This window comes from Ktedonobacter sp. SOSP1-52 (assembly GCF_016587395.1).
In genome coordinates this window covers 53541-65969 of sequence record NZ_BNJH01000006.1, presented here as the reverse complement: position 1 = coordinate 65969, position 12429 = coordinate 53541, and the positions used below count along the sequence as shown (strand labels likewise).

The 12429-nt window shown below is 51.2% G+C and carries 12 protein-coding genes and 1 pseudogene; 7 read left to right on the top strand and 6 right to left on the bottom strand.

Annotation, left to right across the window (positions count from 1 at the left end):
• Positions 1 to 427 precede the first annotated feature (427 nt).
• Positions 428 to 1561: a hypothetical protein gene (locus tag JMJ16_RS45535; RefSeq protein ID WP_201392443.1), complete on the top strand. Its 1134-nt coding sequence runs from the start codon at positions 428 to 430 to the stop codon at positions 1559 to 1561.
• Between the two features lie 167 nt (positions 1562 to 1728).
• Here JMJ16_RS45535 and JMJ16_RS45530 read toward each other — a convergent pair whose 3' ends face one another.
• Positions 1729 to 2265: a hypothetical protein gene (locus JMJ16_RS45530; protein WP_201392442.1), complete on the bottom strand. Its 537-nt coding sequence runs from the start codon at positions 2263 to 2265 to the stop codon at positions 1729 to 1731.
• 657 nt (positions 2266 to 2922) lie between these two features.
• On the bottom strand, positions 2923 to 3948 hold the full coding sequence (locus JMJ16_RS45525) for a LacI family DNA-binding transcriptional regulator (RefSeq protein WP_201392441.1): 1026 nt from the start codon (positions 3946 to 3948) through the stop codon (positions 2923 to 2925).
• A 182-nt stretch (positions 3949 to 4130) separates the two neighbouring features.
• Between JMJ16_RS45525 and JMJ16_RS45520 the strand changes: the two genes are divergently transcribed.
• Positions 4131 to 5072 (top strand): DMT family transporter, encoded by a 942-nt coding sequence (locus JMJ16_RS45520; RefSeq protein WP_201392440.1) that lies wholly within the window; start codon positions 4131 to 4133, stop codon positions 5070 to 5072.
• Here the strand turns inward: JMJ16_RS45520 and JMJ16_RS45515 are convergent.
• Positions 5069 to 5611: a hypothetical protein gene (locus JMJ16_RS45515; RefSeq protein WP_201392439.1), complete on the bottom strand. Its 543-nt coding sequence runs from the start codon at positions 5609 to 5611 to the stop codon at positions 5069 to 5071. The genes JMJ16_RS45520 and JMJ16_RS45515 overlap by 4 nt on opposite strands.
• A 179-nt stretch (positions 5612 to 5790) precedes the next feature.
• On the bottom strand, positions 5791 to 7323 hold the full coding sequence (locus tag JMJ16_RS45510; RefSeq protein ID WP_201392438.1) for a chitinase: 1533 nt from the start codon (positions 7321 to 7323) through the stop codon (positions 5791 to 5793).
• Between the two features lie 412 nt (positions 7324 to 7735).
• Between JMJ16_RS45510 and JMJ16_RS45505 the strand changes: the two genes are divergently transcribed.
• The 3 genes from JMJ16_RS45505 (at position 7736) to JMJ16_RS45495 (ending at position 9436) form a co-directional block, all read left to right on the top strand.
• Positions 7736 to 8755 carry a helix-turn-helix domain-containing protein gene (locus JMJ16_RS45505; RefSeq protein ID WP_201392437.1) on the top strand — a complete coding sequence of 340 codons (1020 nt, stop codon included), beginning with the start codon at positions 7736 to 7738 and terminating at the stop codon, positions 8753 to 8755.
• A gap of 83 nt (positions 8756 to 8838) precedes the next feature.
• Positions 8839 to 9021 (top strand): hypothetical protein, encoded by a 183-nt coding sequence (locus tag JMJ16_RS45500; protein WP_201392436.1) that lies wholly within the window; start codon positions 8839 to 8841, stop codon positions 9019 to 9021.
• Positions 9005 to 9436: a nitroreductase family protein gene (locus JMJ16_RS45495; protein ID WP_201392434.1), complete on the top strand. Its 432-nt coding sequence runs from the start codon at positions 9005 to 9007 to the stop codon at positions 9434 to 9436. The genes JMJ16_RS45500 and JMJ16_RS45495 overlap by 17 nt, the downstream gene beginning before the upstream one ends.
• A 58-nt stretch (positions 9437 to 9494) precedes the next feature.
• On the opposite strand, the gene JMJ16_RS45490 is transcribed toward JMJ16_RS45495, so the two are convergent.
• Together JMJ16_RS45490 and JMJ16_RS45485 are read right to left on the bottom strand one after the other, a co-directional pair.
• Positions 9495 to 9704, bottom strand: a complete 210-nt coding sequence (locus JMJ16_RS45490; protein ID WP_201392432.1) for a hypothetical protein — start codon at positions 9702 to 9704, stop codon at positions 9495 to 9497.
• Positions 9705 to 9890: 186 nt separating this feature from the next.
• Positions 9891 to 10034, bottom strand: a pseudogene (locus JMJ16_RS45485) (LuxR C-terminal-related transcriptional regulator); the annotation flags it as partial.
• Positions 10035 to 10458: 424 nt separating this feature from the next.
• Between JMJ16_RS45485 and JMJ16_RS45480 the strand changes: the two are divergent.
• Entirely contained in the window at positions 10459 to 11358 is a 900-nt protein-coding gene (locus JMJ16_RS45480; protein WP_201392430.1) for an aldo/keto reductase, read from the top strand.
• Between the two features lie 200 nt (positions 11359 to 11558).
• Complete coding sequence (locus JMJ16_RS45475) at positions 11559 to 12428, top strand: LLM class F420-dependent oxidoreductase (RefSeq protein WP_201392428.1); 870 nt, start codon at positions 11559 to 11561, stop codon at positions 12426 to 12428.
• The last annotated feature ends 1 nt before the right edge of the window (position 12429 follow it).

Sequence of the window (12429 nt, the reverse complement as noted above, 5' to 3'; positions counted from 1 at the left end):
GCAGGCTAGTTTTTGCCATTTCTTGTCACAAAGAGACCCTACGATACCTTCTTTGTTGATGGTATAAGACAGCTTATCCAGCGCATCCCGAGGAAAATGAAAGGAAAAGCTACTGTTTCACCTGAAATGACTTTGCGTACACATCTCCAAAACACATCTGGCTGCTTTTGCACAACATGCGAGCACCAAATTTATGTATTTAAATAGTGTGGTTGTTATGAAGGAAAGGCAGAGATGTAAAAAAGTCTGGCAGGTTGAAAAGTGCGACGCGTAAAGTTGGTATCGCACATACATAGTGCAAATTTTAGATATAGAGCTTTTCAGGGCTTTATCGCACACAAAATGCTGCTTCGTGGAAGTGGCGCGAGCATTTTGAAGCTTGTTTTTTCTGCTCTCTTGCTTGTTGATGATGATGAGGAGGTTCTTTGTGTCGATGTCCACTAATAGTCAATCCTCTCAGGGTCGCTGGTCTCCATCCGATCTAATCGAACCAGACGTGAAAAAGAAAAGCAGCCTGATCCAACGCTGGAACGAGCTGACCTCTATTCCTGATGCTCCCCCTGACGCCGACTTTGCTAGGCGCGAAAATGTGCGCAAATCGCAGATGACCAGCAATATCCTCTTCTTTTTCACGATCATGGTCATCTTTCTCTTGCCAGCTTGCTACATAGCTCCCTATCCATCCTACTTCTGGCTGGATATAGTGCTTAGCATCACCTGCATCATCGCTTTGGTACTGAACCGTAGGGGGATGTCTCTGACGGCGGGTCTCCTTGTGACAATTGGTAGCTTTACGGTACTTACTGCCGCGCTCTTCTCCAGCGTCCCCTTTGATGAGACGACCCTTCAGGGCTACGATATGTATGTGATTGTCGAACTGCTCGCGGTCTCGCTATTGCCCAGTCGCAGCATCTTCGTCATCTTTGTCGCAAGTGTGGGCTGTACGCTGGCAACGCTGCTCTATATGCCGCACACAGCAGTGCTACAACAGGATATCCATGACCGTCTCCTCATCATCGCGGCACGCCCAGTAGGAACGCTCCTGCTGGTCGCGGGCGCGGCATATATTCTCTCCACCACCATGACAACCGCGATTAAGCGCGCAGGGCGAGCCGAACTGATCGCGAAATTGGAGCACGAGTTAGCGGACCAGAAGAACGATCTAGAGGAAGGCATACAACAGATTCTGGATACGCACGTCTCCGTCGCCAATGGAAATTTAAGCGCACGCGCCCCTCTCAACAAGGATAACGTTCTCTGGCAGATCGCCCGTGCGCTTAACGTACTGCTGGTGCGCCTGCAAAGAGCTGTGCAGGCGGAGAGAGAGCTTCAGCATGTTGAGCAGGCGGTAACGCACTACGTGAGCGCAATCCAACAGGCTGAGGCACAGCGGAAGACTCCAACCCTTCCTCTGAGCCATACCAAGATCGATCCCTTGATCGCGGCCTTGCAAGGCCAAACCATCAATCGTGCCCATCTGCCTTCGCCTACACCTCCCCCCATGCCTATGCCCAGCCAGGGATGGTCACGGCAAACAACGTCATTTCCCCACTCCAAGTGAATGTGTAGGCGCGTACGTAAGTAGCTTACATACGCGCCTACGCGTTTCCCGTTATAATGCATCCACTTGGCTTTGAGCACTCAAAAAGCAGTGCATCGGCTTTGATACACTGCTCCGTCAACTCAAACAATTGACTGTTGGAGAAAAAAAGTGGAGATAATACAGGGTTAGTTAATCGCAATAACCCCCAGGGAGAGAAGCACGCGTAGCGCCTCTTCGGTGACATTGGCCTGTAAGGGAACCTCCTTCTTCAAGGACTCAATATCCTTGCGGCTATCAATCGCCTCATAGACGGTCGAAAGCATTAACTTCTGCTTCGCGGACCACCCTCGCAAGAGTTCAAGATCCAATGGCGCAATCACTTTCGGCACAGGCGTGTTATATGTGGCATGCTCAAAGGTATGCACGGCTTTCGCCGTCGAAGGCGGCGCTGGCAGGGGTACAAGTTGCCAATCAAAGGGTCCGCGCTCGTCATCCACGGCAGCCAGGATAGTAGCCGAGATCGAGTGACGTCGCCCCTCCCTGTCCTCAACATAAGAAGAGGCGACCTTCCCCTCAACCAGTTGAATATACCCTTTACACCGACCACGTATACCAGGAACATGCTGTAATTCCGCCCGGAGCACGCCATTCTTTCGATAGCGCTCAAATAAGGTCAGACTAAAACGCAACCCGACACTTGCATCAATGTGTTCCTTACCCATGCCAAACCCTCTAACCCAAACTGTTCGACACTACTTCGATACATCGAATACCCTTGCTTCAAGCCAAGTATGACACGTAGCAGGTTATCTCTACCCCGTTAAACAGCCAGATACAACAAAAAGCGCCGCCAGGCGCAAACAACGCCGTCTCACCTGCTAAAATGAATGTAACATATTTGTATATATTAGTCCATTAAATGAAAATGAATATTCCTCTTTTTTATTCATTCAAAGATCATAAAAGGTTTAAACAGTAATAAGCTATTTCATATTTTTAGAGAATTTACGCTTTTTGATCAGCCTGCAAAGCCATATCGGAGCAGTCGCGACATTCTCAAGATGAGAATGTCAGCCATTAGCTAGATGTATTTTTTTTCATTTTATGGTGCAGAAGAAGCTCAATTTTTCCTTTGCAAATAGTAAGAAAGTCATAAGAACAGATACTTTCTTTAAACTATATTCATGTAGGAGCCGTACTTCTCTTGATGTAACTGCCAAACATCTATCCTACAACCCCTTCTGCTGACCCCTGGCCGTGGCATTACTTTCTCTATGAACATTTTGTAACTTGTAGATAGCATGATGCTGCTCAAGCACGCGTCTACATATGACATCTATATGTAGACGCGTGCTTGAGCAGCATCGGTTGGATACCTTCTATGCATTACCTGCAACCGCTGTAGTCGAGCCACGAACGCTCAGTTCCAGGGAAATAACCTCGCTATGCGGCTGTTCTAAAACTTCGAAATCGGCGAGTAGGACTTCTATTGCGCGCTTTCCCAGCGCAGCTGTGGGGATGGAGACCGTGGTAAGCTCTGGCGCGAGGGTTTGCGCGATGAGGCCATCGCCAAAGCCGACAATTGAGAGCTGGCGTGGCACCTCCCACCCTAGCTCAGCCGCCGCTTTATAGGCTCCAATCGCCAGCAGGTCATCGTCACAAAAAATCGCCGTGGGCGGCTCGGAGAGATGCAGCAGCTTGCGAGCCGCCTGAAAGGCCGAGGCAGGATTGAGAGCCGCACGTGCGGTATAGCGTGCCTCCAGGACAAGACCAAGGAGCGCCAATTCCTGCTCATAGGTGCGCTGGCGCTGGCGAAAGGTCTCCACATCGACATCCGCTGCCAGATGCGCAACCCGGCGATGACCAAGACCAAACAAATGGTGCATAGCCGCCTGCGTCCCGCCAACGATGTCCAGGCTCAGCGAAGAGAGGCCAGTCCAGGTTTCATCCACAATAACGGCGCGTGAACGCAAGATGGCGATATCCATATCGCCTGGCGGGCGAACCGCGCATAAGACAAAGCCTTCAATAGAATGCGTGGTCAGAGCGTCCATCACGACACGCTGCCACTCCTGGTCATCACCCGTACTTACCAAAATCACCGTATAGTTATGCAACCGCGCGGCCTGCTCGGCCCCTTTCAACACGGCGGCAAAGAAGGGATTGCTCACATCTGGAATAACAAACGCGATAATGTTGGTATGTCCAAGGCGCAGAGTGCGCGCCACTGTGTTGGGGCGATATCCCATCTCCTCGGCTATACGCAAGACTTCCTGCTGCGTCTGAGGAGAGACGCGCCCCGACGCTTTGCCCGCGAAGACAAGCGAGACGGTCGATTGCGAGACACCCGCTTTACGCGCGACATCGACGCTGGTAATACTCCTGCTCTCTTTTCCTCGTACCATGATGTACCTTCTCTTGCTTTAAGATGTGCTCATTGTAGCGCAAAGTGCTTTCGGTATAAAGGGTGCGTGATATCAGGCTGGAGTAGCCAACCTGATATCACGCACCCTTTATACCGATTTTTTCTCTATTGACAAAGTCATACGTATGACGTACTCTACAAAGAGAGAAGAGAAAGGATACGATGGTGAAAATAAAGGGATTTCTTTTGACGCTCGCTACGGCGTGTATGTTTGGTCTGGGCGCGGTTCTGGGCAAAATGGCCTCTTCTGTACTTAATCCGTTGCTGGTAACGTTCTTAAATTTCGCGGTGGGGGGCGGCTTGCTGCTTATTTTTCTCCTGGTACGCAGGATCGCTCTCTTTAAACGCTTGGAGCGACGTGACTGGCTGAATTTACTGTTGCTGGTGGTCTTTGGCACAACCCTGCCTGCCTGCTGTGTGCTCTATGGACTCGCCTTGACCAGCGCCATCAAGGCTGGCTTTCTCATGCAGATACAGGGCATCTCGTCGGTCCTATTTTCGGTACTCTTCCTGCGCGAGCGCCTGAACTGGAAGCAGGTGGGGGGAATGCTGTTACTCCTGCTTGGCAGCCTCTTTGTCGTTATGAAGACCACGCAAACGTCGATATTGAGCGCCTTTAACCTGGGGGATGTACTGGTTATTTTAGGGGCTATTGGCTTTGGCTATGCGATTCTCCCGGCAAAGGCACTAACAGGAAAAATAGATTCGCTGCCATTGACGGTCTGGAAGTTACTGCTCAGCGCCCTGATGATTCTCCCATTCCTCTCACTCCAGCCCACAGCATGGCCGACATATCTGCCACCATTTCTGCTCTGGCTGCTACCTGTCTATATCATCTCCAATTTCTGCATTGGCTATGTGACCCAGCAGGAGGGCCTCAAATACCTGCAAGCCTGGGAGTCGGCAACAACGATGCAGAGTACGCCTATCTTTTCCACACTCTTCGCCATGCTTCTCCTGGGAGACAGCCTCTCGCCGCTGCAACTGGTTGGAGGCATCATTGTGCTTGCAGGTGGCTGCGTTATCGCCCTGGGCGGGGCCAACCTTTCGCGCAAATCCCTGACACGCACCAGCCAGGTCGCACCAACGGGACAAGAAATCTAAATGGTTTGCTCACGAAAAACCTTATGTGTCACCTCGCGAAAACGCTCTAAATTGTGGAAATCTCCTGTTCTCTGGCATTCTTCGATATATTCCAACGCGTCCGGCGCCCATTCCTCCTGGATAGATTGAAGATAGCTTACTGTGGGAGCCACACCAGCACCGACCAGAAACTCGACATCAAAACCGCACATGGTATCAAAGCTAGTGGTTTTGGCCTCCCACAACAGACCGACATCCTCCACCTGCGCAAGAAGAGAGAGGAGAAAACCACACAAGCGGATGCTCTCGGAAATACTCCAGGCGTTTTCATGAACAGTAATTTCTTGTTTCAGGAGAAAGCGGATGAGGGGCCGATCTCCTGGTGAGAGGGTTTTATGCAATGCTTCCAGGACCGCCAAACGGAACTCTGCATTTTGATCCCCTCTCTCTTCGGTATTGGGGAAAATTTCTTCTTTGTAGGCAACCAATTGGAGTAGTTGTGGGGAAAGAAACTCGAACTGCGTGTTTCGAACCTCGCGTACAAAATCTTCTGCCTGCATCTGGCTTCTCTTTTCTACTGGTTTTTCTCAGCAAAACTCTCCAGTAGTATACAGGCAACAAAGCAATTGCTCAAGTTACAATGTAGGGTCCATGCTGGCATGGACTTGCCCGGGAAGCGGAACATTTCTCCCAAGAGCAGAGAGTCCATGCCAGCATGGACCCTACACATCCTGTCATATCAGGGCAAAGAGTTGAGGTGCGGTTTGACGGTATTGGCGAAATTGTAGCTATTGGAGGCATCCCAGCTTATCGACCATGTCATCGCGCCGCGAATGCTTGGATAGGTCGTAGCGGGCTTGAAGGAGCCGCAATTTGTGCCGTAGGCCAGGCAATCGAGCGCGGCATTGACCACCGAGGGCGAAACATAGCCGCTACCTGCTGCCGAGCTTGAGGCGGGCAAACCAAATCCGACCTGGTCCGCGCGCAATCCTCCCTGGAGCTGGATGCAAGCCAGGGCGGTCAGGAAGTTCACGCTTCCCTGGGAGTACACATTGCCATCGCAACCCAGCATAGAACCGGAGTTATAGTACTGTGTATTGACGACGGTAAGGATATCTTTGATGTTGAGGGCCAGTTGGAAGTAGGTCCCGCTCGTGGATTGCATATCAATCGTCTGAGGGGCCAGGGTGATAATGAGGCTTGAGCCAACCTTGGTGGAGAGCTGACGCAACGAGCTCGCCATATAGGTCGCATTAAGCCCATTTTCAAAATCGATATCTACGCCATCGAAACCATACTGCTGGATCAGGCTATAGACGCTGTTGGTGAAATTGGTCGCGCTCGTCGCATCATTGACCGTGACCGTTCCGTTCTGACCACCCACAGAGAGAATGACCTTTTTTCCCCTGGAGTGGAGCGTCGCGATATCGCTGGTAAACTGCGCATCGCTATAGCCACCAAGCGCGCTGGAGAGGCCTGAATCGATGCTAAACGTTACGCCACCCGTCTTCGACGTATCGGCATTGGCGAAGGCCACGGCGATCAAGTCATAGTTTGCATTGACATTGCTTAAGCGCAGAGGCGTAGCTCCATTAACGAAGTCCTGCCAATAACCAGTCAGGATATGCTTCGGGAGGCTACCTCCACAGGTGGGACATGGGGTTGGTGTGGGCGTGGGCATCGTAGTTGGGCTGGGCGTTGGGGTTGAGGTTGGAGTCTTTGTCGGAGTAGCCGTGGGCGTCATTGGCGTTGGGGTAGGCGTGCTAGATCCCCCGGGGCCGCTGAGCGTCACGTCGTCCACATAGACGTTCCCTTGCCCATACCAGCCATGCAGATAGATTGTTACGCTGGTAGCAGAAGCACCTGTGGTAAATGAATACGACAGCAGGGTATAGCTACTGCTGCTGGTCCAGTTATTACTGTAGCCATTGGCTCCAATATAGGCATAAGGGCCATTTACATACGCGCTGAGCGTGTATGCGGTATTGGGCTGCACACTAATCGTCTGAGAACACTGGCCGGTGGTAGAACTGCTGGGGGTAAGCTGGCCCGCGTAAGATCCACCATGTACGGGAGTCGAGGTCACGACGTCCCCAGGATCACAACTCCAGCTAGTGAGGTTGCCTGTTTCAAAACTGGGATTACTAACGAGGTTGTTTCCAGCGGCATGAGCCTGGGAAGATCCATAAAAGAACGAAATAGCGCCGATGCTACTCCCTACAAGAAACAGGGCGAAGGACATAAGCATGACGAGACGACGGTAACGCAACATGACAGCTCTCCTTGCATGAATGCGCGCAACAATACTATCAGGTCCGCACCACCATTGGGCGGGCCACATGCCTCGAGAACGCGATCCAGGCAATATGCCTGCAATTATGGCTTTCTTGCCAATCATCGCGTAGATCTCATGCATAAGATCTATGCTAAGCATAGCCAAAACAAGGTTACGTTGTCAAGTCATCTAGACCAATAAATCAGGGAACATCTAATACTTCTCTCATAACCGGCCTCGGCTCGCGTAGTGAGCTATTGAGTAAGGGTATGTGTGCGGAAAATTGGGCTAAACCTAATTTTTCGCATGCATACCCTTACTCCTGAGTGCCGCAGGCGCGAAGGCAGGAATTCGTGATAAAATAAGCGCATCTTTGCTACAACTGTTCTTGCATAGAAAGATCTCTATTATGCTACTGGACTCAATCAATATCCCAATTTACTCTCTTAGTACATGTTCTGGTATACTCTGGCGCAATTCACAGGGTCTGATCGGCTATGAACCTTTAACTGCAAGAGAGAAACTCACGGGGATGCACCTCGATGATATGTATACCCTGGAGCTAGTCTGCCAGGGTATGCAGGAGATCTATCTTGATGGGAGCTGGCGTCCTGTGCCTCCTTTACATATTGTCTGGACGAGCCCCAGAATTATGCATGCGCATCGCACCTCAGGCGAGCTGGAAACTATTTTCGCGCTCTTTCCATCGGCTATGGTCGAACATGTATGGGAAGAACTCTATGGAGGCTGCCCATTGCAGGTTCCACATGCCGCCATTCTCCCCTCTCCCCCTCAACTACAGAATGCGCTCCATCATCTTCTACAAGAGGTTCGTAGCTGTAATCAGGCCCCCGACTATATCATCTCCCTTCTTCTCCATCTTGCATTAGCCGAATTTCTGCGCCTTGCGGTTCAACCAACGCCGCCCGTTCCTTCAATTGCTACGCAGCCATTACCTCAAGAACGTATAAGCAGTGAGATGCTCCATGCTACCCAACTTTTGAAGGAGGCGCATACCTGTTCTTCGCTCTCACTAGAATATACGGCGCAATATGTTGGTCTAAGCCTGTTTCACTTCTCACGTCGCTTTAAACAGGAGGTCGGCATAACACCCGGTCACTATTTGCGCCAGCAGCGTTTGAATCATGCATTGCAGCTTCTCTTTAGCACAACACTAAGCATGGAAGAAGTCTCTTATCTGAGTGGCTTTGGTTCAGCTCGCCAGTTGACTGAAGCGTGTAAAGCCGCCTTCGGGCAATCCCCATCAACCTTGCGTAAAGAGCGTGGTTTCTTCTTTCTTTCCAGCAATTCATCTCCTTCAATGTATGTTTTGCCCTCTCCAGAGAACACCCATCCCTTAAGAGAGACACAAGCCCTTCTCATCACTAACGACGCCAAAGAGCAAAATTCCGTGGTAGAAGCGCAATAAAACGCGCGCCCTTTCCCTTTACAACCAATATAATTCTATCGTAACCACTCAGTTCTTCATCAATGATAAAAGGAAAAGGTATTATGCAAGAAATAAAAGGCAAAGCACAGGTAGCAGAGCTTATTCGTACACAGCGCGCAACACGCCAGTACAGCCAGCAAGCGGTATTAGAAGAGGATATCCGGACGATATTGAACGCGGGTCGGCGTGCGCAAAGTTCAAAAAAATACTCAACCATGGCAATTTATCGTGGTTCGCGACCGTGAGACACTAAAACAACTGGCGGAAGGCGGCATGTATGCTGCTCATGTGCCTCATGCCGCCTTTGCTATCGCACTTGTTACGTCGGAGGCTGGTCGTCCTAATTTTGATCTGGGACAGGCCGCTGCCTATTTGCAACTGGCTGCGTGGGACCTGGGCATTGGCTCATGCATTACCTGGATGCATTATCCGGAGAAAGCTAAAGAAGCGCTGCACATTCCCGCTGACCTGGAATTTCACGTAGTTCTCTCCTTCGGCTATCCAGCACCGCAAGAACACTCTCAGCCCCCAAAAAGAACGGTCGCAAGCCCTTTGATGAAGCGGTGCATTGGGAACGCTGGTCATAGAAACTCAATCCTACTAAACGACCTATGGCCTCTTTTTGTGAAGCATAAAGTAAACAGTAAAACAAGTGGCTAACGAACGCATTGTTCGGAAGGCCACTTGTTTTTGGTGCTCACTGCTGTTATGGTGTTTACTATTGCTGGCCGTTACTGCCACTGCCCAGGAGGCCACCGAGAAGAGAGTCCAAGACAGAAAGCATGGGGAGTGATCCAATCAGGTCGCCTCCAAGGCCACCTTCCACGCCTTCCAACTCCACATCATCTAATTCTCTCACCTGAGGCCCCTGTACAAAGGTTTCCTCGCTGGCATAGTTACGAGAGAAAAGATTTTTTACCCACTCCATGTGTGTGTTCCTTTCCTATCATATCCAGGATTTTTGAATGTAGCCTGGATAAAAAGCTGTATTTTTGTATGTGCTTGAAGCACCTTTCGAGCATTACTTGCTCTAAATCTAATTATACTTGCTCATATAAATCATATTCTTTTATGTATCTATAAGCGTTTAATATGCATGAATGATTGTTTGTCTTTATGGATCATGCAGCATGGCCAGCCCCTGCTGCCAGGCAAAGACCGCCGCCTGAATACGGTCAACCATGTGCAACTTGCCAAGAGTATTGCTGACATGTCCCTTGACCGTCTTCTCGCCGATAGGGAGGCTCTTCCTGATCTCCTGAACATCTATTACTGCGCGGGCTTCTGGCTTCTGCGCCTGGTCATCTGTAAGATTCGTGCTGGTTGTCATGTGCGAAATCCTTTCGAAATATTTGGATGTTTGTATTACCAACTAGAAGTTCTTGAACAGTTATCGTGCTCCAAGCACAAATTAAAAATCAAGATTTTCCATACGTCTGTAGACGTGTTATAAGCGAGACTTTAGGTAGGGATAAATTACGGAGAATTCACTACTAAAGGAGCATACAGGCAAGACGAAGAATACCCTTTTTTGCCACTATCAATAATTTTATGTAATGCCGCACTGCAAGCGGATACAGCTCAACTATGACAAGGCATTAAAGCTTGAGGTTTTGGAATATCTCTCCTCTTTGAGGTGTTTGATAACCAGTGTAAAGCCAAAAGAGAAGGAGAAAATCATTATGCAGAATATTCAGCAGAAACCAGCCCAGGCCAGTGGGACTCTAACGCTGGGTGGCGACCTTAAGGTCTATCGTCTCGGTTTTGGCGCGATGCGCATTACCGGCGAGGGCATCTGGGGCCCGCCCACGAACAAGCAGGAGGCTATCTCGCTACTTCGGCGCACGCTGGAGCTTGGTATCAACCTGATCGATACCGCCGACTCTTATGGACCTAATGTGAGCGAGGAACTGATCGCTGAGGCCCTCCATCCCTATCCTGAGGGGCTTGTCATCGCCACCAAGGGTGGGTTACTGCGCTCCGGCCCCGGCCAGTGGCCACAGGATGGGCGACCAGAACACCTGCGCGAGGCCCTGGAGGGAAGCCTGCGTCGCCTGCGTGTAGACCACATCGATATCTACCAGTTCCATCGCCCAGACCCCAAAGTACCCTTCGAGGACTCCGTGGGCGAGATCGCGAAGCTGCAAAAAGAGGGCAAGATTCGCCACGTCGGCCTCTCCAATGTGACGATTGATGAGCTAGCACGGGCGCAAAAGATTGTCCCCATCGTCACAGTTCAGAACCACTATAATCTCTCCAAGCGTGAGTCTGAACGCATGACTACTCAGCAATCCGAAGAGATGATTGATGTCTGCGCGCGCCAGGGTATTGGCTTCATCCCCTGGAATCCGCTCTCCACAGGCGCGCTGGCGCGTCCCGGCAGCACGCTTGAGCAAGTAGCCAAAAAGCATAACGCACAGCCCAGCCAGATTGCACTGGCCTGGCTCCTGCATCGTTCACCCACGCTGCTGCCTATCCCAGGTACCTCCTCCATCAAGCACCTTGAGGAAAACGTCCTGGGCGCAACCATCAAGCTCACCCAGGAAGAGTTTAACGCTATCAACCAAGGTAGCCAACAATAAGTTTCCTTGGCATAAAACTTTTGTGCATGCTTACAACCTTCTCTGGGTACTGGGATGTGTGCGACCGTTGCGAACGCAACGGTCGCACACATCCCAGTACCACCAACGAGCCACCGCAGGTGGGGAGAAGTCATGAACAGCTCCCCTGAGATATACTAAAGAGTTACGTGCAAACTATTTTAGTGGTGAAAAGGAACAAAATGACAGCAAAAAAGCCCTTAAGCTTTGGCATCAAGACCGCCCCTCAGCATACGACCTATGAGGATATGCTGGCCATATGGCTGGCGGCGGATGCCGAGCCGGCCCTGGAACATGCCTGGCTCTTCGATCACTTTATGCCTATCGTTGGCGACTATAAAGGTCCCTGCTTGGAGGGCTGGTCGCTCCTCTCCGCCTTTGCCGCGCTGACCAAACGTATTCGCATCGGTCTGATGGTCACCGGCAACACCTATCGCCATCCCGCCGTACTCGCCAACATTGGGGCGACCGTGGATGTGATCTCCAATGGCCGCCTGGACTTTGGTATTGGCGCGGGCTGGAATGAGCGCGAGCATAGCTCCTACGGCATTCCTCTCTATACGACGGGTGAGCGCATTCGCCGCTTTGGTGAGGCCTGCGAGGTCATTCGTCAGATGTGGACCGAGGAGGCTCCCACCTTTGAGGGACGCTATTACCAGATCAAAGAGGCCTATTGCGAACCCAAGCCAGTGCAGAAGCCCTATCCACCCTTCGTTATTGGCGGGAGCGGCGAAAAGCTCACACTGCGTATCGTGGCCCAGTATGCCGACATCTGGAATATGGCGGGTGGCTCTATCGACGACTTTAAGCATAAGAGCGCGGTCCTGGATGAGCACTGCGCCGCCATCGGCCGCGATCCCAATACGATCTTGCGCTCAATCCAGATTCCCATTACGCCCAACGACCTGGCCCAGGCACGTGAACTGACGCAGCAATTCATTGATGCGGGCGCGAACCATTTTATCCTGAACCTGCGCCCTCCCTTCCCCGAGGGCATCGTCCGCCGCCTCGTCGCCGAGGTGGTCGAGCCTCTCAAGGCCACAAACCAATAGT